This is a genomic window from Streptomyces sp. NPDC041784 (assembly GCF_055591025.1).
In genome coordinates this window covers 1-19491 of the sequence record NZ_JBVJAB010000064.1, presented here as the reverse complement: position 1 = coordinate 19491, position 19491 = coordinate 1, and the positions used below count along the sequence as shown (strand labels likewise).

At 68.2% G+C, this 19491-nt stretch carries 16 protein-coding genes and 2 pseudogenes; 12 read left to right on the top strand and 6 right to left on the bottom strand.

The genetic code is table 11. From position 1 onward, the window contains the following. Positions 1-193: hypothetical protein (locus ACZ6D7_RS46715; protein WP_469504917.1), on the bottom strand; the 193-nt coding region annotated here is incomplete at its 3' end. 40 nt (positions 194-233) lie between these two features. Here ACZ6D7_RS46715 and ACZ6D7_RS46710 point away from each other — a divergent pair. Then, entirely contained in the window at positions 234-1382 is a 1149-nt protein-coding gene (locus tag ACZ6D7_RS46710; RefSeq protein ID WP_469504915.1) for an ISAs1 family transposase, read from the top strand. A 221-nt stretch (positions 1383-1603) separates the two neighbouring features. Here the strand turns inward: ACZ6D7_RS46710 and ACZ6D7_RS46705 are convergent, their stop codons facing one another. Beyond that, positions 1604-2092: a hypothetical protein gene (locus ACZ6D7_RS46705; RefSeq protein ID WP_469504913.1), complete on the bottom strand. Its 489-nt coding sequence runs from the start codon at positions 2090-2092 to the stop codon at positions 1604-1606. Between the two features lie 208 nt (positions 2093-2300). Between ACZ6D7_RS46705 and ACZ6D7_RS46700 the strand changes: the two genes are divergently transcribed. Together ACZ6D7_RS46700 and ACZ6D7_RS46695 are read left to right on the top strand one after the other, a co-directional pair. After that, positions 2301-6806, top strand: a complete 4506-nt coding sequence (locus tag ACZ6D7_RS46700) for a hypothetical protein (RefSeq protein ID WP_469504911.1) — start codon at positions 2301-2303, stop codon at positions 6804-6806. After that, positions 6803-7114: a transcriptional regulator gene (locus ACZ6D7_RS46695; RefSeq protein WP_469504919.1), complete on the top strand. Its 312-nt coding sequence runs from the start codon at positions 6803-6805 to the stop codon at positions 7112-7114. The genes ACZ6D7_RS46700 and ACZ6D7_RS46695 overlap by 4 nt, the downstream gene beginning before the upstream one ends. 179 nt (positions 7115-7293) lie before the next feature. Here ACZ6D7_RS46695 and ACZ6D7_RS46690 read toward each other — a convergent pair whose 3' ends face one another. After that, positions 7294-8169, bottom strand: coding sequence for an endonuclease domain-containing protein (locus ACZ6D7_RS46690; RefSeq protein WP_469504910.1), 876 nt, complete (start codon positions 8167-8169; stop codon positions 7294-7296). Between the two features lie 577 nt (positions 8170-8746). On the opposite strand from ACZ6D7_RS46690, the gene ACZ6D7_RS46685 reads away from it, so the two are divergent. Further along, complete coding sequence (locus ACZ6D7_RS46685) at positions 8747-9100, top strand: hypothetical protein (RefSeq protein WP_469504909.1); 354 nt, start codon at positions 8747-8749, stop codon at positions 9098-9100. Between the two features lie 1243 nt (positions 9101-10343). Beyond that, positions 10344-10958, top strand: a complete 615-nt coding sequence (locus ACZ6D7_RS46680) for a TnsA-like heteromeric transposase endonuclease subunit (RefSeq protein ID WP_469504906.1) — start codon at positions 10344-10346, stop codon at positions 10956-10958. A 232-nt stretch (positions 10959-11190) separates the two neighbouring features. On the opposite strand, the gene ACZ6D7_RS46675 is transcribed toward ACZ6D7_RS46680, so the two are convergent. Further along, positions 11191-11991: a hypothetical protein gene (locus tag ACZ6D7_RS46675; RefSeq protein ID WP_469504905.1), complete on the bottom strand. Its 801-nt coding sequence runs from the start codon at positions 11989-11991 to the stop codon at positions 11191-11193. Between the two features lie 324 nt (positions 11992-12315). Between ACZ6D7_RS46675 and ACZ6D7_RS46670 the strand changes: the two genes are divergently transcribed. The 3 genes and pseudogenes from ACZ6D7_RS46670 (at position 12316) to ACZ6D7_RS46660 (ending at position 14253) form a co-directional block, all read left to right on the top strand. After that, positions 12316-12768 (top strand): hypothetical protein, encoded by a 453-nt coding sequence (locus ACZ6D7_RS46670; RefSeq protein ID WP_469504903.1) that lies wholly within the window; start codon positions 12316-12318, stop codon positions 12766-12768. A gap of 230 nt (positions 12769-12998) precedes the next feature. Then, positions 12999-13828, top strand: a pseudogene (locus ACZ6D7_RS46665) (IS5 family transposase). Further along, the gene (locus tag ACZ6D7_RS46660; protein ID WP_469504901.1) at positions 13825-14253 is read left to right on the top strand and encodes a hypothetical protein; all 429 of its coding nucleotides are present in this window, start codon (positions 13825-13827) and stop codon (positions 14251-14253) included. The pseudogene ACZ6D7_RS46665 and the gene ACZ6D7_RS46660 overlap by 4 nt, the downstream one beginning before the upstream one ends. Positions 14254-14266: 13 nt before the next feature. On the opposite strand, the pseudogene ACZ6D7_RS46655 reads toward ACZ6D7_RS46660, so the two are convergent. Beyond that, a pseudogene (locus ACZ6D7_RS46655) lies at positions 14267-14603 on the bottom strand (IS110 family transposase); the annotation flags it as partial. A gap of 336 nt (positions 14604-14939) precedes the next feature. Between ACZ6D7_RS46655 and ACZ6D7_RS46650 the strand changes: the two are divergent. The 4 genes from ACZ6D7_RS46650 (at position 14940) to ACZ6D7_RS46635 (ending at position 18334) form a co-directional block, all read left to right on the top strand. Beyond that, positions 14940-15866 carry an alpha/beta hydrolase gene (locus ACZ6D7_RS46650; protein ID WP_469504899.1) on the top strand — a complete coding sequence of 309 codons (927 nt, stop codon included), beginning with the start codon at positions 14940-14942 and terminating at the stop codon, positions 15864-15866. A gap of 14 nt (positions 15867-15880) precedes the next feature. Continuing rightward, entirely contained in the window at positions 15881-16765 is an 885-nt protein-coding gene (locus tag ACZ6D7_RS46645; protein WP_469504898.1) for a short-chain dehydrogenase/reductase, read from the top strand. 6 nt (positions 16766-16771) lie between these two features. After that, positions 16772-17653, top strand: a complete 882-nt coding sequence (locus ACZ6D7_RS46640; protein WP_217208427.1) for an SDR family NAD(P)-dependent oxidoreductase — start codon at positions 16772-16774, stop codon at positions 17651-17653. A gap of 66 nt (positions 17654-17719) precedes the next feature. After that, entirely contained in the window at positions 17720-18334 is a 615-nt protein-coding gene (locus ACZ6D7_RS46635) for a TetR/AcrR family transcriptional regulator (RefSeq protein ID WP_469504896.1), read from the top strand. A gap of 496 nt (positions 18335-18830) precedes the next feature. Here ACZ6D7_RS46635 and ACZ6D7_RS46630 read toward each other — a convergent pair whose 3' ends face one another. Beyond that, positions 18831-19331 (bottom strand): hypothetical protein, encoded by a 501-nt coding sequence (locus ACZ6D7_RS46630; RefSeq protein WP_469504894.1) that lies wholly within the window; start codon positions 19329-19331, stop codon positions 18831-18833. Between the last annotated feature and the right edge of the window lie 160 nt (positions 19332-19491).

The following is a 19491-nucleotide window of genomic DNA, read 5'->3' as shown; positions in this document are numbered from 1 at the left end:
CGGTGAACTTCTCGGTCGCCGCGAGGATCTGGTCGTTGTCCTGGGCAGCCAGCACGAGAACGAAACGCACGTAGTCGCCGATGTCGGTGCCCTGCAGGTGACGCTCTCTGAAGCCGCACAGGCGCGGGGTCAGAGCAGGCAGCGTGCGCTCAGTCGGGAGAACCACGGCGAGGCCGGCGAGGGCCAGCGGCACCGCCGGGCACTCGGCCGACCATCGGGCCAGCAGGTCCGGTGTGCAGGACTACCGGACTGCCGCGCCGGCCCCGCTGGCGGACGCGGTCGCACTGTCCGGCTTCCTGGACCCGGTGCCCGACCCGCGAGGCGTCCGTGGCCGCCGCTACCGGCTGTCCACCCTGGTCGCCGCGGCCGCGGCGAGTGTCCTGGCCGGTGCCCGCTCGCTCACCGCGATCACGGAATGGATCAGCGACGTCCCCGCGTGGGCCTGCCGGGTTCTCGGCTTCCCCACCGACCCGCTCTCCGGCGCCGTGTCCGTCCCGCACCCCCACACCCTGCGCCGTCTGCTCGTCCAACTCGACGGCGACGCCCTGGACCGGGCGATCGGTGCCTTCCTCACCGCCCGCGCCACCCCGGCCGGCCCCGGACTGCGGGCAATCGCTGTTGACGGCAAGGCCCTGCGCGGCTCACGCACCCACGTCACCGGGCATGTCACCCTGCTCGCCGCGATGGACCACACCGGTCACGTCCTGGCCCAGCGGCAGGTCGCCGACAAGAGCAACCAGATCCCCGCCTTCCGGCCCCTGCTGGACAGCGTCGACCTGACCGGCACGGTCATCACCGCCGACGCGCTGCACACCCAGCACGCTCACGGCACCTACCTCCGCGAGCGCGGCGCCCACTACATCGCCCAGGTCAAGGCCAACCATCCCGGTCTGTTCGACCGCATCCGCCGCCTGCCCTGGCGCGAGATCACGCTCGACCACTACGACCGCACCCGGGCCCACCACCGCCTGGAGATCCGGCGGCTGAAGACCGCCGCCTTCGCCCACCTCGACTACCCCGACGCACGCCAGGCCCTGCAAGTCGTGCGCTGGAGGAAGGACTTCACCACCGGCAAGCTCACCATCGAGCGCGTCTGCCTGATCACCAGCCTGCCGCCCGGCGCGGCTACCGGCGCCCAGCTCGCCGACTGGATCAGAGGGCACTGGAAGATCGAAAATCTTCTGCACCACGTCCGCGACCGCACGTTCCGCGAGGACGACTCCAAAATCCATGCCGGCAATCTCCCGCGCATCATGGCCGGCCTGCGCAACCTCGCCATCGGCGTCCACCGTCAGGACGGCCACACCAACATCGCCGCCGCCCTACGTCATACCGCTCGCGACTGGCGAAGGCCCCTGGCCGCCCTCGGCATCACCGGATGAATCCAGACAGACGTCGATCATGCAAGGGACCCTGCCCACTCAGCTCACCGCGCAGCACCAAACGGCCAGCTCAGCCCACGTATCCTCCGGCGCCGGACACTCGACTCCGCATAAACCTTCCCCACGGAACAGACCCACCGCTCAGCACAGCTGAGCAACACCAGGCCACAACCAAGATCAATAAGCAAACGCGTCAGCTACGCCACACCGACATCAGGCGATCATCGACTCAGCCGTGACTCAATCCATTCCTTGGCAGCAGCCAGCAGAGCCCGGAGTTCTGTTGCCGCATCCCTCCTGGCCAGAGTGAGGCTAATCCTCTTGCTGGTGCTCAAGGGGCGCAATCGGCGTGTGCGTTCCTCGGTCAACACGGAGATGTACTTCTCGATCAGGCCGTCGGCATCCTTGAGGGGACACTTGGGCCATCGGCGACTGTCATCGCGTAGCTCGGCTCGCAGTCGAGTCAGAGCTCTCACGTCGCCCTTCAGCAACATGGGTTTCATCTCGAGGGCGTCCGTCGCCGCTTCGACTGAACGTACGCGCTCATAAACTGACCGTAGTTCGGCCGCCTTTCGATCAAAAGACCGCTGGCGCCAGGTGATCAAAGCAATGGCCACGGTGGCGACCAGGGATAGTGCAGCGAAGACCGCTGGCCACGTCCAGCCGCCCAGAAGAGGTGCCTGTTCCTGCGGCACCTGTGCCTGCGCCAAGCCGATGCAGGACCGAACTACATACTCTGTGGCATTTTTGGATGAGCAAAGCATGACGCGTTGTCCTCATGGAAGCGAGGCCGTGCCGGGAACTGGCGCATCAGTCCCTGCATCGGACAGCGGATAAGGAAGAAGCACTGGTTGAAACCGGTGTGTGCAAGTAGCCGGGCCCGTCAACTGCTTCAACTGTTGCGTCTGCTGACTGTGTGTGTCCGCGATCGCGGGTACGGAGGGCGGCAGGACGGATATGCTGCAGGTCAACGCCTGTGTCGGAGGTTCGCCCGCTCTGCCCGCGGCGGGCGGAATGGCGGGCAGAGCGGACGGCAATCAAGTGGAGGGCCGGGTGGGGGCACAGCGTGAAGAGCTGCACGCGCGGTTGCGTGGCCTGCGTGAGCGCGCGGAGGCCGCTCGTAAGGCCGCAAAACTCCTCTGGAGCCAGCCCGTCCTTGAGAGAGCTGTACAGTCGAGCGGCCTGCCAGGGGGTGAAGACTTCACCGGCAAGCGCGCCAGCGACTGGGCGCCCAAGAACATCGATCGCTTCAAGATGCCGCTGGAGAAGAACGACGATGTCGTGGTGGCGCTGATCACGGTGTGGTCGCAGTGGGCCCGTGAGAAGGTGGACGAGCGATGGTGGCGTGATCAGCTGAACAGAGCCCGTGGAGAACAGGCCCGTACACCGGCAGGAGCCGGTCTCGTTCCCGCGATGCCTGGTACCCAAGTCGTCGACCCTCTGGCAGTCACGGACGACGGCAGCAAATTCTCGATCAACGGGGACCTGATCGTCAGGGCTCGCGCCCGGCGCCAGAGGCCCTCCTATCACTACGAGATCCTTGAGTTCGAGGCCGAGGAGTTCGAGGGACGCCAGGCCGAACTCGCCGCGATGACGGCGTTCTGCAACGGCACGGACGGCTCGCCCTCACCGTACTGGCGGTGGATCGGGCCCGCGTGGTGCGGCAAGACCGCCCTCATGGCGCACTTCGCGCTTCATCACCCGGAAAACATCGACGTCCTGCCCTTCTTCATCACGGCCCGTATGCACGGACGGTCCGACCGGCACGCTTTCCTCCATGTACTCCAAAAGCGGTTGAGCGGATACCTGAACGACACCAACCTCGACTGTTCCGACCAGGGCACCCTCCACGAAGCCCTGGAACGTGCGGCGCGGCAGGCCAAGGCCGCCGGACGGCATCTCATCCTGCTCGTCGACGGCATGGACGAGGACACCGGAGTTCCGCGGTCGAGTGCAGGGCACAGCGTCGCCGCGCTGCTGCCGAGCAAGCCACCGGACGGGCTGCGGATCGTCGTCGCGGGGCGCCCGCACCCGCCTGTTCCGGGTGACGTCCCGCAGAAGCACCCGCTGCGCGACCCCCGGATCGATCACCCGCTGAGCGAGATCCCGGCCGCGCGTGCCATCCGAGAGGATGCCGAACGCAACCTCGACCTGCTCCTCGACTCGGAAGGGCTCGAGCGCGTCCTGGTCGCCCTCACCGCGGCGGCCGGCGGTGGCCTCAACGCCGAGGACTACGCATGGCTGACCGAGGACAGCCCGCGGCGCGTCGCGCAGGTACTGGGAGGATCGGCCGGGCGGGTCTTCCGGAGGAGCCCCGCACACCTCGACCCTGCGGGGAGCAGGCTCTACCACTTCGCGCACCAGGAACTGCTCATCACCGCCCGGGACCTGCTGCGACCCGCCGAACTGAGGGCGGCCCGCGACCGCCTGCACCAGTTCGTCGCGGAGTTCCAGGAGGCCGAATGGCCAGAGGAAACGCCTGAGTTCGCGCTGCTCGGCTACCCGGCGATGCTGAGGGAGAGTGGCGACCTCAAGCGGCTGACCGAGCTGGCGGCGGACCAGGAACGCCAGGATCGGCTCTGGGAGAGCAACGGGTCGGACACCGAGGCGCTCGCGGAGACACTGGACGCGCTGGAGCGTCACGTCGCCGCTCCGGACCCCGACGTGGGGGCCTGCGTACGGCTTGCCGTCCAGCGGGACGAGATCCAGCAGCGAGCCCGTTCCGTTCCCGCGGGCGTCGTGCGCATGTGGGCGCGGCTGGGATACGTGAGGAGAGCCGTTCAGCAGGCATCGCTCAGTCACCTGAGCGAACCCGGAGATCTCTACGGCAGAGTTCTCGAGGAATGCCGTTCGGCGGACGACGCGCGAACAGTCCTCGACGCCGTCTTCGCCATCCTTTCGGCCTCCCGCCGGCACAATGCGTTGCGCTGGTGCGCCCTGGCTCTGGCATCCCGGAAACTCCCGGAACAGGCCGAGGAGTTGTGTCTGGCGATCGAGGACCCCGAGGAACAGTCCCGGGCTCTGGCATGGTGTTGCCTGCGGCTCTCGGAGCAAGGCTGCGATGCCTGGGAAATCTCCGGACTGGCGGAGAGGGCCGCGGAGGCCGTGCCCGCGTGCTCCTGGGAGGAGGGCGAGTCCCGGCATCGTGACCTGATCCGCGATCTCATCAGGGCTCTCGGCAGGGCCGGTTTGGTCGAAGTGGCGCGCGCCCTGCTCGAGACTGCCGTCGCTGCCGACGCACGGCCGGACGCGTGGTCCGTGTTCTGTGAGGAGCTCGCCGGCAGCGGTGAGGTGCGCCGAGCCGTCTCCGTCGTACGCTCCATGCTGGATCCGCACCTGCACGACGACGCTCTGCGGCGCGTCGTCGCGTCAGGGGCCCGCACGGAAGCGTGGCGGGAGGCGCTCTCCACCGCCGCTGCCATCCGTGAGCCGTCGCTGCGCGCTGCGGCGAGGGCGAGCGTGGCGGAGACGCTGGCGAAGGCTGGGCAGTTGGAGGAGGCCGAGGAAGCGGCCGGCGCGGCCATGGACGAGGCCCGCGAGTTCCGGGCCGCCGACGAGGTCAGCCCCGTCCTGCGGGATGTCGTCGGTTTTCTGGTGGAGGCTGGCGCACTCGAACAGGCGGACCAGCTGGCTCACCAGGTTCCCGAACTCCCGGCACGATTCGCGGCGCTGACCCGGGTCGCCCTCGGATGGGCGAGCGCGGGAAGAACGGAGGACGCCGCTCGGACCGCGCGGGAAGTCACAGAACTGGCGGGGTCGTACGCCCTCTCCGTAAGCCCTCGCCTGATGCCGAAGGCCGCACTCACTCTGGCGCGAGTGGGCCTGTTGGACGAAGCCTTGGCAATGCTCGCCGGCACTCCGGCCGACGTTCAGGCCGGGAATGCCCTGATCGACATTGTGACGGAGCTCGTCGAACAGGGCGACCACGAACGCGCGATCGCCGTCGCCCGGTCGATCGCCACGGCAAGGTGGCGGGGCATCACCCTGGGAGTGGTGGCTTACCACCTGGCGAGCGCGGGCGACAGCGTGGGCCGGATACCGGTCGCACTGGCCCGCGAGGCCACCGCGCAGACGCGCTCCAGCGCTCACTCCGGCCTGCTGCAGTGGCTGCTCGACTCCGTGCGGGACATGGCCTCGTCCGGGAACCTGAAAGCCGCCCTCGACGTGGCCTCAGCGATCCCGAACCCGGCGGGGAAGGACCACGCGCTGGACGCGGTGGTGTCGGGTGCTGTGCAGCACGGCAGCGTGGACGAGGCGACAGAGCTGGCACGCTCCATCACGAAGCCCGACGTCAGAGACCGCGCGCTGAAGGACACCGCAGAGGCATGGGCCAAGCGGGGCCGCGCCCCGGAATCCTTCGACCTGGCGCAGTCGATCAGTGACACGGTATTGCGGGCCGAGGCCCTGGCTCAGATCTCCATCCGCCTGTCGGACTGCGGCCGCGTCGAGGAGGCCGTGCGGGCCGCCGAGGACGCCTGCGAGTTGATCACCTCCGTGGCGGAGACCCCCCAATGGCTCGACTGCTCCCTGGAGGAGGCAGCCACGAACTTGATGAAGGACAGGTTCACCGCCGCCCTACGCATCGCCCGGCACGTCCCCTCCCCCTTCTTCCGGGGCAGAGCACTGCAGCGAGGGGTCCGGCATCTCCTCGAAGAAGGGCGCCTGGAGGAAGCCGCCGGCCTGGCGCAGAGCATCGACGAATTCACCTGGTCCCTCCAATCCCTCGAGGAAACTGCGAGGGCGTTCATCGGACGCGGCGACCCCGACGGCGCCGAGCCGTCGATCTCAGCCATCCTGGCCCTGCGCAAGGCGGACAACCTGCCTGAGACAGCCCGCCGGTACGCTTCCAGGGAAGCGGAGGAGGCCCTGTCCACCATCGTCCGCGCACTACTCGACACCGGGCAGCGGGAGCATGCGCTCCAACTGGTGGAAGCGGCGCGGAGCGACAAGCTGAAGCGGCTGGCAGACGTCCCGTCCGGCATCCCCGCAACCATGGAGTCCGAGGCGGCCCAGACATGGCCGGACAGCACGGACGACTCGCCCCGAAGCGCGGCCTCCCGGCCGAAGACACCGCCCACGAGGAACGGTCGAGAACGCACCGCGGGAAGCAACGACACGACGTTCTCACAACGGCGCGAGGTCGAGCGGCTCGTCTCCAATGGCAAGCTCGACCAGGCCGCAGACCTCGCCCGCGCCTTTCCCCTCGACGCATCGGACTTCTTCAACGAACGAGGCGAGGCCCTTCTGCAGGTGGCGGTCGGCCACGCCCCCTCCGACGTGCGGCGACGGGCCCTCGTGGCGGAGGCCCTGGCCTCGGGATCCGTCACCATCCTCGTGAGAACAATCACCAAGGCCGTACCCGAGGTCCTCATCGACGTCGCCCGCTGCGCTCACTCATTGAGCCTGTACGAGCACCACGGCTGAGAGCCCGGCCGGGCAAACGCCCAAGGCGCATAGGCCTCGAGACCGAGAGGTCGCTGACCGGACCCGAGCACGGGATGGTGGCACTGCCGCTGCACATCGCGTGGTCCGGACTGCGCACCCTCGATCTGGACCTGCCACGCCAGCGCATGAGCCTGTACAGAACGGTGCTCGCCGAAGGCATGCGCGACGACCTATGCCGCTTCCTGAACCGGGGCATCCTGCTTGAGCTGTGGCCAGTACTCCACAAGCTCATCAGCAGGGCCATCAAGGACGTCTGGGAGGAGGCGTTCCCCGAGCTGCGACCATGATCACCTTCCGGCGCACTCCCCCAGCACCCCGCAGCAGGCGTTCTCACCGCAACTGCGGCAGTCTCACCCAACCTGCAGGACCGCAGGTCAAACGGCCCGAGCAGGGTCCAGAACCCGTCGCAATCCATCTGCGGCACCGCAGCTCAACGGCATGCGGTCACCGCAACAACGGTGCGACCTCACACCTGCCCTTCCATGGTGTTGCAGCTGCCGCACAAGGGCCCGCGTATAAGGCCGTGCTGGTGGCAGTGGTCCCAGGCGGCAGCAGGCCGAGATTGCTCGCACATCGCGCAGAGGTAGTCTTCGGCCCGCGGCCCGCTTTCCCGAACGCGGGCGTAGGTGACGCCTGCCAGCTCCTGACGGTAGTTGCGCAGGCTGGAGGCCGCGCACGCCGGACACAAGACCTTCCAGCCGCTGGCCGTCGGCGTGCGCCAGGAGGAGTCCTCGCTGTGAAGGCCGCAGCCGCTGCATGGCTGAAGGGCGGTGGTCAGTGTTCTCTCGTTCTCCTCCCAGCGGTCGAGGATGACCGAGAGGGTGCGTGGGATCAACCAGGTTCCTTCGGTCCACGCCAGTGCAGGAATGGGAAGGGTGCAGGCGATCGAGTAGTTTTCCCAGCCTTGGAATAGGTCAACTGGAGTGAGCCCAGAGGGCGGAGCCCAGGCGCTGCTTGGTTGGGGGTGGACGAGCAAGCCGTATGAAGGGCTGCTCTCCGTGTGTGCGGCGTCCACTGCACGCCGGATGACTCTGGAGATCTGCATGCGCCAGCCAGACTCTGCTGGAGCCGTGTCCAGCTGGGAGTGTGCGCTGGGCCACGGGTCGATGAGGTCCTCGGGGTCCCATGGCAGTGCGGTGATCGCGCGTCCCGCGTTGCGGACATCCGGTTCGTGGAACTTCCACTGGTTGGCGTCCTTGTAGGCGCGTACGCTGACGTGTCCGAAGTGGACGAAGTCGTGACTGGAGAAGCGCTTGCGTGAGAAGCGGTCTGGGGCCATCGGGATGGGGCAGTCGCTTGTCTCGTCGGCCAGGTACTGCACAGCCAGCTTCTGTCTGATCATCCGTTCTCCTTAGCGGCCACGGAAGCCCGCCTCGCCGGCTTCCGCGGGTTTCGTTGTCATTGCGTGGGTGTGCACAGCCGGACCTGCCGGGGGCGGTGATCAAACAGACGGTGCCACATGCGAAGGCCGAAGCAGCAGCGCTGTGAGCGCCAGCCAGTCGGGTACGCCGGCAGTGCATGGCCTGATGCGGTCCGGTGGATGGTGGGCGGGGACATCTTGAACCTAGAGCGGGCTCACACGAGGCATGATCCTTTCGGTCATTTGTTCCCATCTTCTGTTCGGGATGCAACGCGTGTAGCTTTCGGTCGCCGACCGTACGTCCTTGCTGTCGATCGCTGACGGATGTCCGCCTCGCGCTGGCGCCCGCAGCACCGTCCACGCAGGTTAGGGCGCTCTCCTGTCCGGCTCAGTACGCGCCCGGGACAGCGTCGTTGCCCAGGAGGCGGGGCACTCTAGAGGCAGGGTCTGACAACGCGTCTGCGGCCGATGCGACGGGAATGGCGTGAAGTCTCGGCTACCGTCCGGTACCAAACCGGACGCTGCCTGCATGCCGAACGGGTGCGACAGGATGCGGTCCATGAGCCTCACCTCGTCCCTCAAAAACCCGACCTCGACGATGTCGCGGTTCCTCACCGAGCATCTGCGTGATGCCGACGGCTTGTTATCCGACTACCGCAGACGCCTGGCCCGCTATCCAGCGCCCGTGCACCCCGCTGCTGCAGCGGGGCAGCGGGCGGAGTACCGCATGCTGGGCCACACGATCGACCACCGGCTGCGGATCAGCCTCGGAGCGCCCACCGGTCAACCGATCAAAGAAGGCATCGTGCGGGCAGTCCTCGACGACGACGGATGGCCGGAGCCCGACATCATCAGCACGGTGCAGGCAGCAGGGGCATCTGCTGAAGGAGCTGGAGCAGTACGAAAGCAGTGACGGCCAGCCGTTGGCGCTCGGCTTCAAGACGGAAGACCGTCTGGTGAGGCTGTGTCACGTCGCATCAAGCTTTGAAGCGATCTTCCGCCACGTGGGATGGGTGCGCGGCAACAGCCTGGGCTCGAGCCGGCCCGGAGCAACGCTGGACGAAATCGTCGACGCCGTGCCGCCATACGTCGTCGATGACATCCGCCAGCAGATGGCGTTGGCCGCACATCCCGGGCCCTTCGACAGTCTGCGGCAGTTGCCGGCAGCACAGCGGGTATGCGGGCCTGTCTTCGACGGCAGCCGCCATGTGGGAGGAGCCGACGCCGACTTCATCCTCCGCGGCCAGCTGATCGACTGTAAAGCCACTATCCGCCCCGAGCGGATGAGCCGCGCTGAGCTCTACCCAGCTCGCTGGCTACCTTCTGCTGGACTACAGCGACAGCTACTCCATCGACTCCGTGGGGCTGTATCTGTCTCGCCAGGGCGCCCTCATCGACTGGAGCGTCGCGGACTTTCTTGGCTTCATGGGCGCACGGCTCGAGCTGCCCGATCTGCGCGCCGCTTGCCGATACGCGCTGACCGGCGGCACGGCCGGCACGCCCCCACCACCGCAGGACCAGCGCCGCCTGCTCCCCCGCCCGCGCAACGCCTCACCAGTCCAAGACACCCCTTTTTGCCGACCTCCCCTGATCCACTGCGGTCACTCCAGCTGACCCGCTGCGTGACAGGAGCTGCTGAGCACCCGGTTCAGGACGAGGAACTACACGAGAGCTGAGTGGGCGGGGATGTCCAATCGGATGACGCGCAAGCTCCCTCACGAATGCCGCTACGTCGTGCTCAACGCTCACCATGCCTGATCCTGCCCCAAAGTCGACGGCCGGTATGTGGCTGAAGGAAAGGCGCTGCTGGGCGTAGAGGCCGCCGGGCGTCCGCAGACGATCAGACGGGAATCCTGCCCGCGCCCGGGCGACGACAGCGCTCCCATCGGTCGGCGCTGAAGGCCGCTCTGCTTCCACTCTTGTACCGCGCGCCTTGTTGAGGTGACTCGGCTGCGAGCCACCGCTCGCCGTACTGGGTTCGAACGGTGTCTGCACAGTGTGCCCAGATACCTCCCGCCTTCCAAGCAGTGTCATTCATGCCAGTTTCCCTAAATCCGCGAGAGTTGTTCGTGATCCCTCTGTCTTTCGAAGCACACCAACAGGCTGATCCCCCAAAGCCACTGAGCATGGGCCGTCGCTTCACTGATCCGGCACACATGACCGCACGGTTCATCCGCCCTGACGGCACCGAGTACGAACTGCCCTGGCTGGAGACGGCTGGAGAACAGCGGCTGGAGGAGTGCCTGCCGGTGCGGCGGTTCCCCGTCTGCAAGGGGCGGCGCTCTGCGCCGGGCTGGTACTGGTCCGCGACTGATAGGTGTCTGGTGCACCACGGCTTCAAGGCCATGCGCACGCAGCTCATGATGCTGGACCACGATCCGGTGGTGACGGCTTTGGCCTGCCAGCCGGTGGAGCTGTTGTGGCACGGCCGGGGCGGCAGGACCGTGTCGCACGCGCCGCACCTGATGGCACGTCTGGCGGACGGCAGCGGACTGCTGGTGGACTGTGCGAGCCGGTTCGGGACGGGGCGGCGGCTGGTTTGGCGGGCAGCCCATCTGGAGGGTGCTGCGGCCGCGGCAGGCTGGCACTACCGTCTGATCGCACCGCCGCAGCCAGTGGTGGAGGCCAACGTGCGCTGGCTTGCCGGCTACCGGCATCCGCGCTACGCGCAGGACCGGTTGCGCGTTCTGCGGCCGGAGCGCTCCTGCCACGGCGAACTGGCCCCGGGGGCCGGCCCGCAGTCCTGGCCTCCATCACCGGCATGCACGTGATCACAGCTGAGCAGTGGCACCGGCGAGCGGCACCCGACTGGAGTGCCTACCTCGCTGCCCGCCGGTCCAGCAGCCGGACGACCTGAGCCCTCCGGTCGTTCCTGCGCCAGCTCCGGGCAGGGCACGCAATCGACTGGGTGACCAACAACCCCTCACCGCCCGGCTGTCGGTAGAGGTAGTCCCATGATCACCACTGCGAGGTGGCGTCGACCGGCCATGTGGGTGGGGCGGATCAGACGTGGCAGTGCACGTTGACGAGCAGAGTGTCGGCGGGCAGCGCGATGAGATAGGACTGCACCCCCGGGTGTTCCATGCCGAAGTCCGGCTCGTGGACGCACTCGAGGGGACCGTGGCATGCGCCGTGCAGGGGAGCATCGCCAAGTTCGTACCACCATCCACTGAGCGTCAGCACGTTGCGCAGTGGCAGAAGGCTGAACTCGTAGGTCGCGACGTACTCCTCGCGGCTGCGCTGTCCGATTCCGACCGGATCCCAACCGAAAGAAAAGTGGTCCGCGATGTCGGGCCGGGCCAGCCCCGGCGCTGCATCCACCCAGGCACGGACGGCCGGCTGCGCCCGGTAGTCGGCGGCTTCCCGTGATGTCTCGTACGAGTCCCTGGCCCCTCCGGCGGCCAGGTGACGGTAGAAAAACACTGATTCGTCGTCCGGGGCCAGGTGGCGGGAAACCACCTCCTGCCAGCGATCCCACACCCGACCCGCGTGACCAGCGGCTTCCGCCCGCAGGACGTCGCGGAAGTCGATCAGCCCCCGCGGCCCTCCCGCGCACTCCCCGGGCACCGCAGGCTCCAGCGAACCGTCCCAGCGGGGGCGATCAGCGACCAACCGCAGATCACCCTCATGACCCGCCAGCACCGGCAGACCAACGGAACCGCAGATCCGATAGCTGTCCCACACATCCCGCTCCACGGCGCCCACACCGTCACTGGCAAACGGCGCCATCGCTTCCGCGACCGCCTCGTCCACCCTTTTCGCAGCCGAACCGGGCAGGCATACGGTGATCGACATTCCAGCCATCCCGGGATCGTATGCACCAGGTTCACCACACGCCACCTCGTTGTCCGGTCGCGGGTCAGCGCAACGGGGCGCGCTCAGCGGCGTTCACAAGCTGGACGATGAGCGGCCGTACGACCTTCGCCGAGGGGAATACCGCATAACCGGAATGACGCTCCCCACCAGTTGATCTTGAAAAACCCGTCGGCCGTGACCGCATCGTGATCAATGTGAGTGGAGGAGATTTCTCCCCCGTCCGGCGGCAGATTATGTCCACAGGCAAGCCGTCCGAGGCTGCTCTCGTGACGCCGTGATCGGCACGGCGTCCGACTCTGTGAGGAGCCGTCCATGTTCCAGAACCCCGCTGCGCCGCTCGCCCCGATGACCCCGCACGAGGTGATCAGCGCCTTCAAGTACCTCCGGGCGGTCCAGGCCGGCGACACGGAGGCCGCCGCCGAGTTCGTCGCCGCCGAACCGGGGATGCCCGGGCTGCTCGTGGAGGTCGCTGAGCGGATCGTCGTCCCGGTCACCGCGCTGTGCGGCATCGACCCGGAGCCGTGCGACGACTCCTTCGCCCTGCAGGCCGTCGGACGGGTCTTCGTGACCACTCTGCTCAACTGGGCGCAGGCCGGGCCGGACACGGCGAAGGGCATCGCCCATGCCGTCATCCGCTTCACCAGGGAGGTCCTCACCCAGGAGCACGAAGACGTCGCGGACATCCTCCGGCAGATGGAGGCCGTCGGCCTGGGCCAGGCCTTTGATGCGCACCCCGCACCGGCCGGTGCGCACCGGTGCGCCTGACCATCGTGTAGTGCGCACCCGGGGACGGCGGAGGTGCGCACTGAGCTTCCGCCAACTTGAAGACGCAGGTCAAAGGGCTGGTGTGACCGGTTCCCGAGTCGCTCACGCTGTTCGCGGACGGCAGTCTGAGAGGGCGGAATGGGAGGTGATGTCCGTTCTGTCGTCGCCTGAACGTGTGGCCTTGCCGCCTCCGCCGGGTCGCGGGGCTGGCGCCGTGCTGAGGTGGCTGCGTGAGTGACCGCAACCCCCGCAAGAGCGACTTATCCGACGAACGCTGGGCGCTGGTCGAGCCGGTGATCACCGCATGGAAGGCCCAGCACCCCTCCGTCAGCGGACATGAGGGCCGCTACGCGATGCGGGAGATCGTCAACGCGCTGCTCTACCAGTCCCGGACCGGCTGCCAGTGGGAGTACCTTCCGCACGACCTGCCGCCTGCCGGGGCGGTGAAGTACTACTTCTACACGTGGCGTGACGATGGCACTGACCAGGTCATTCACGACCTGCTGCGCTGGCAGGTCCGCGAGAAGAGGGGCCGATTAGCCGACCCCAGCCTGGTGGTGCTCGACACCCAGAGCCTGCACGCGGCGGCCGGTGTGCCGGCCGAGACGACGGGACGCGATGCGGCGAAGAAGGTGCCGGGACGTAAGCGGGGGCTTGCCGTGGACGTGCTGGGTCTGGTGATCGCCGTGGTGGTGCTGGCCGCCTCCGTCCACGACAACGCCTTCGGCACCGCTCTGCTCGACAAGGTCGCAGCAGGTAGCGGCGGCACCGTGACGAAACTCTGGTGGACCAGGGGTTCAAGAAGACCGCCGTGGACCACGGTCAGCGGGTGGGCATCGACGTCGAAGTCGTCGAGCGCAACCCGGCCGAGACCGGGTTCGTCCCGCAGCCGATCCGCTGGCGGGTGGAGCAGACGAATGGGATCTTGATGCTGCACCGGCGACTTGTACGCGACTACGAGCACCGACCCGCCTCGGCCGAGTCCCGGGTCTACTGGGCGATAAGCGACGTGATGGCCCGTCGGCTGACCGGCAGCGCGACCTCCTGGCGCGGCGCATGACCAGCGGGGACCTGACCCTGGGGGCGGTGCTGGTACGTCTGGAGGAGCGCGAGCGGGAGATCGCCGAGCAAGCCGAAGAGACCCGCGAGCAGATCACGCGGCTCACCACCGTGCTGGACGAGCTCGGCCGGGCCGCCGAGGAAGTGCGGATCACCCGCAAGACGCTGCTGGAACTGCCCGACCCCGGCCCGCCCGCGCCGTCGGCGTCCGCCCCGGAGCTGCCTGACGGGGCGGCCTACCAGGAGATCATGGCGGTGTTCGCCCAGGCAGACGGTCCGCTGCGGGCGCGGGGCGTGTGCGAGGCGATGGACCTGGACCCGGCTCCGAACAACATCAACAACGTCCGTTTGAAGCTCAAGCGCCTGACCGGGCGCAACATCCTGACCGAGCCAGAACCGGGGCTGTTCACCCTGCCACGTCCGTAGTCGTCAGGCGAGGGCCGGGGCGGATCGGCCGCAGATCACGGCGCATTCGGGCCTGGTCCGCGATGACATACGCGTCCCGGGCGTCGGTCTTGCCCTCGCCGCGGTAACCGTCGGCGGCCCGGTTCACCAGGCGGTCAGGCAGGTAGAGGACCTCCTGGCCGTGGTTGAGCAGGAGGGCGAGCAGCAACGCCGGTTCGCCGTCGGTCATGTCGATCGCCCAGGTCACCGGGCTTCCGTCCGCTGGCCAAGACATCGCCGATGAACGTGAGCAGCTCGGGCTCGTCGTTGGCCACACGCCGCGACAGCAACGTGGTGCCCTCGGCGTCCAGGGCGAGGCCGTGGTAGCACACTCGGACCGTCGGCCGTTCTTCGCCTACAGCAACGACCGCCCTGTGGGCCGACAGAGTTCGGGTCGCATGCGCGTCACGACGTCCGCCAAGGACATGCCGGCCCTGTCTCCGGGGGGCACGCCGGCCTCGCTGTTCCGCCGGTCATCGTCCCTTTCGCCTCCCAATCGGTCAGTGCGGCGCTGAAGTAGGGCGTGGCTCAGGACCCAGCGGAGGCGTGACGTGTTCGTTGCCGTCGACTTGCTTTACAGCCCCGCAATATTGGATTAACTTCCAATGTTGGAAGCAGTTCCAAGTATCCCGCGAGCCCAACGCTGCGAGCCGTGTTACGGAGGTCCGATGACCGACCGATTGAATGTGACGTTTCCTTCGGGGCCGGACGAGTGTCACGCCTGGCTGTACCTGCCCGAGGGCGGGGGGCGGCGTCCCGTGGTGGTCATGGCGCACGGCCTGGGCGGTATCCGGGAAATGCGGCTGGACGCCTACGCCGAGCGTTTCGCCGCCGCCGGCTACGCGTGCCTGGTGTTCGACTACCGGCACTTCGGGGCCAGCGGCGGTCAGCCGCGACAGCTTCTGAGCATCAGACGACAGCTCCAGGACTGGCGGGCCGCCGTGGCGTACGCGCGCTCCCGGCCGGAGACCGATCCCCGGCGCGTGGTCCTGTGGGGCACCTCTTTCGGCGGCGGCCATGTCCTGGCGACAGCCGCCCAGGACCCGGCCGTCGCCGCCGTCATCGCCCAGGGCCTGTTCACCGACGGTGTCGCCTCTGCCCTGGCGATGCGCCCGGACACCTCGGTGAAGGTGATGGCCCGCGCGGTCCGTGACGTGGCCGGCGCCCGCCTTGGGCGCCCTCCCGTCATGGTCGCGACGGCGGGGCCGCCCGGATCCGCCGCGTTGATGACCGCTGCGGACGCCGAGCCCGGCTACCTGGCCCTCGTGCCCGACGACGCGCCCTTCTCCAACCAGGTTGCGGCGCGGTTCGCCCTGGACATCCTCCGCTACCGGCCGGGCCGCCGGACCGCGAAGATCGCATGCCCGGTGCTGTTCTGCGTATGCGAGCACGACAGCGTGGCCCCCGCGCGGCCCACCCTGCGCCATGCCCGCAGGGCCCCGCGCGGCGAGATCCGCCTCTACCCCGACGGCCACTTCGACATCTACCTCGGCGAGCCCTTCGAACGCGTTGTCACGGACCAGCTCGCCTTCCTGGCGCGGCACGTCCCCATCGGCTCCGCACCCGGTGACGCCCCGGGACCCACGACACCCTGAAAGAGGTATACGAGATGCCCACCTACCCGATTGCGGGGAAGACCGTCTTCATCACCGGCGCAGCCGGAGGCATCGGTGCGGCCACCGCCCGCACGCTGCACTCGCGCGGAGCCAACGTGGTCCTCGCCGACCGGGGCATCGACGCCACATCGGCCCTCGCCCGCGACCTCGGCGGCGACAGGACACTGGCGCTGTCGGTGGATGTCACCGACCGCGCCGCCCTGGCCGACGCGGTGGGCCGTACGGTCGACCGGTTCGGCGGCCTGGATGTCGCCTTCGCCAACGCGGGGATCGCGGCCGATCCGCCGGCGACGATCGCTACCATCGACCCGGCCATGTTCGAGCGCGTCGTCGAAGTGGACCTGCTGGGCGTCTGGCGCACCGTTCGCGCCGCACTGCCGCACGTTGTCGCGGCGCGCGGGCACGTCCTGGTCACCGCTTCGGTGTACGCCTACTTCAACGGCATGACCAACGCCCCCTACGCCATGTCGAAGGCCGGCGTCGAGCAGTTCGGCCGCGCCCTGCGCGCCGAACTCGGCATCCACGGCGCCAGCGCCGGGGTGCTCTACCCCGGCTGGGTCCACACGCCCATCGCTGGAACAGCCTTCGGAAGCAACGACATCACCACCCGCATGCGCGAGATCGCCTTCCCGTCCCTGCTCGGCAAGGCCATCGCCCCCGCGCGCGTCGCGGACGCCGTCGTCCGCGGCATCGAGAACCGCTCGGCCCGTGTCATGGTCCCCCGCAGGTGGGTACCGTTTTCGGCCCTGCGCGGCGTCCTTAACCCCGTCACCGATCTCATCGCCGAACGCCACCCCGAACTGCGCCGACTCCTGCGCCGACTCGAGGAATCCGCCGCCCCCACAGGCAAGTCCCCGCAGACCGACTCACCGAGGTAGGCTGTCATGCCCCGTTACGACCTGGCCGGGCGCACCGTCGTCCTCACTGGCTCCACCGGCGGCCTGGGCGCCGCCCTCGCCCGGGCCCTGCGCGGGCGCGGCGCCAACCTCGCGCTGCTCGACCTCAGCCTCGCGGCCACCACGGCCCAAGCCCAGGACCTGGGAGACGAAACGGTCGCCCGTGGCTGGCACGCCGATGTACGCGACCTCGTCGGCCTGCAGCAAGCCATGGACGAGGCCGCCACGCACTTCGGGCGCCTCGACATCGTCATCGCAGGCGCCGGGATCGACACCATGGCCCCGATGGCGACCATCGACCCGTCGGCCTACGAACGTGTCATCGACGTCAACCTCAACGGGGTCTGGCGCACCTTCCGCGCGGCTCTGCCCCACGTCGAGGCCCAACGCGGCTATCTCCTCGCGATCTCCTCCATGGCCGCCTTCGTGCACTCGCCGCTCCAGATCTCCTACACCGCGAGCAAGGCCGGCGTGTGGGCGATGTGCGACAGCCTTCGCCTGGAGGTTCGCCACCTGGGTGTCGGTGTCGGCAGCGCCCACCCCACGTTCTTCCGCACTCCGATGATGGACGACGTGACCGCGGACCCGGCCGGGCACGCCCTCTGGGGAGGCAACTCCAAGGGGTTGTGGAAGATGGTGCCGCTGGAGAAGGTCATCGCCGGTATCGTCCGCGGCATCGAGCGCCGTGCGGACCGCGTCGTCGTCCCCAGGTCCCTCACCCTGACCGCGAACGCTCCCGGTCTGTTCCGGCCGATACTCGAACGTGTCGGTTTCCGCCCTCAGACGGTCCAGCGCGCCCTCGGCCTCGCCTCGGCGTCGGGCTGGCACGACTCGGCGGTGCATGAGCGCCACCAGGCCGGTTCCCGCTGAATTCCGGGCTGAAGGAAGCGGCCCAGGGGGCCGGCCGTTCAAGCACCTCGTAAAGTATTGGGAGCCATGACAATCAAGGTCACACGCACGACACGTCGGGCCGCCGCAACCCGTGCGGCCATTGTCGACGCCGCCGAGGAGCTGCTGGCCGCCGGGGGCCCCGAGGCGGTCACCTTGGAGGGCATCGCCGAACGCGCGGATGTCGCCGTGCAGACGGTGTACAACCGCGTGGGTGGCCGCGCGGCCGTTCTCATCGCGGTTGCCGAGCGGGCACTCGAGGACAACCGGACCTACATGGACGACGCCTACGCTGCCCCGGGCACCCCGGTGGAACGCATCAGGGCCGCCTCGGCCGCGTACGTCCGCTTCGCCGCCGAGCGCCCGCACCAGTTCCGCCTGCTGGCCGAGCCGCCGGACGAACCCGCGGCCCTGGAACGGGTCGCCGCGCTCGTCGACGAGCAGAACGCCAAACTCGCCGCCGCCCTGGCCGACGGGGTGGCCGACGGCTCGCTCGCCGCCGACCTCGATCCCGTCACCACCGCCACCGCGTTGTGGGCTGCCATGAACGGCGTTCTCGGCCTCTCCTGGCGCGCGGACCGACTCCGCGCTGACGCGTCCCATTTGACGGAACTCGTCGCAGCTGTGGAAAGGGTGGTTCTCCGCGGACTGCTCGCCCGCTGAAGTCCGCCCGGGGCCGCGCCCTCCACGAACCCGGATCCGAAGATTCGGCGGCCTTCTCGCCCGCTGCCGGTCACCCCTGTCATCGTCCCTTGCCAGAACACGCCGTCCGCCGTCGTCGTCCCGGTCATCTGCAGCGGGTTGTACAGCAGACCGAGGCTCAGGAAACGAGTGCTCGACCAGACCGCGTAGACGATGCCCACCTGCAGACCACGGGCGATTACGGGCACGGGGCGTGTGCGAGGCGATGGACCTGGACCCGGCTCCGAACAACATCAACAACGTCCGTTTGAAGCTCAAGCGCCTGACCGGGCGCAACATCCTGACCGAGCCAGAACCGAGGCTGTTCACCCTGCCACGTCCGTAGTCGTCAGGCGAGGGCGACTTCATCCACAACGACGAAACGGACATCAGCTCACATCCCGCCCTCTGAGCAGGAGATCGTCCGTCAGGCTGTGTTGTATTGCTGGCGCCAACGCCCGGAGTGACGATCTCCGTGTTATTGCCGCAGGTTGGCCTCGTCCGCCTTACGGAAGATTTCTCCGCACGTGGGGGAGGGCACCGACTCGCGGGCTGCAAGAGCGGTCAGCGTATGGCGCACTTCCGTGCTCAGCCGAAGGAGCTGAAGGCTGGTCTGGCCGCCCTTGTAGGCGTACAGGCGGAAGACTTTGACCGCGATTTCGTCGTGGTCGTCGGCGAAGGTGTCTGGGAGCCCGGCGAGTAGTTCGAAGTCTTGCTTGCCTGTCGCCGCGTCGGCCACGGCGCTGAGGGGCAGCGTCTCGAACTCTGCTGCGGATAAGGAAGTGTCCACCGCGACAGCGTGGGCGGCTAAGGCCGCGAAGACCTCAATGAGTCGTTCCCCCACCGCCACGTCAATGCCCCAGGAGTGCAGCCGCTCTCGGCGGCGACCCTGGCGCCATGGCTCCTGGTCCAGCAGTGGCAGCAGGACGCGGCCCAGGTACGCGCAGCGACGCCACAGCGTGTCGCGGTCCGAGGTCATGATCGATCCTCTCTGCAGCAGTCGGAGACCTGCCACCCGAGCGGCGCAGGCCCTCCAACTTCCCAGGGACTGTAAGACGTTCGGTGTAACTCCCGATCATGGAAGATGCATCGATGACCAGTGAGAACGTGTTCGGATCTGAGGCTGTCGAGCCCGTGGA

Bases quoted from the DNA above. Each gene is read 5' to 3' on its own strand.
- ACZ6D7_RS46690 (WP_469504910.1), bottom strand. From the start codon at position 8,169: ATGATCAGACAGAAGCTGGCTGTGCAGTACCTGGCCGACGAGACAAGC.
- ACZ6D7_RS46685 (WP_469504909.1), top strand. From the start codon at position 8,747: ATGAGCCTCACCTCGTCCCTCAAAAACCCGACCTCGACGATGTCGCGG.
- ACZ6D7_RS46680 (WP_469504906.1), top strand. From the start codon at position 10,344: ATGACCGCACGGTTCATCCGCCCTGACGGCACCGAGTACGAACTGCCC.
- ACZ6D7_RS46675 (WP_469504905.1), bottom strand. From the start codon at position 11,991: ATGGCTGGAATGTCGATCACCGTATGCCTGCCCGGTTCGGCTGCGAAA.
- ACZ6D7_RS46670 (WP_469504903.1), top strand. From the start codon at position 12,316: ATGTTCCAGAACCCCGCTGCGCCGCTCGCCCCGATGACCCCGCACGAG.
- ACZ6D7_RS46660 (WP_469504901.1), top strand. From the start codon at position 13,825: ATGACCAGCGGGGACCTGACCCTGGGGGCGGTGCTGGTACGTCTGGAG.
- ACZ6D7_RS46650 (WP_469504899.1), top strand. From the start codon at position 14,940: ATGACCGACCGATTGAATGTGACGTTTCCTTCGGGGCCGGACGAGTGT.
- ACZ6D7_RS46645 (WP_469504898.1), top strand. From the start codon at position 15,881: ATGCCCACCTACCCGATTGCGGGGAAGACCGTCTTCATCACCGGCGCA.
- ACZ6D7_RS46640 (WP_217208427.1), top strand. From the start codon at position 16,772: ATGCCCCGTTACGACCTGGCCGGGCGCACCGTCGTCCTCACTGGCTCC.
- ACZ6D7_RS46635 (WP_469504896.1), top strand. From the start codon at position 17,720: ATGACAATCAAGGTCACACGCACGACACGTCGGGCCGCCGCAACCCGT.
- ACZ6D7_RS46630 (WP_469504894.1), bottom strand. From the start codon at position 19,331: ATGACCTCGGACCGCGACACGCTGTGGCGTCGCTGCGCGTACCTGGGC.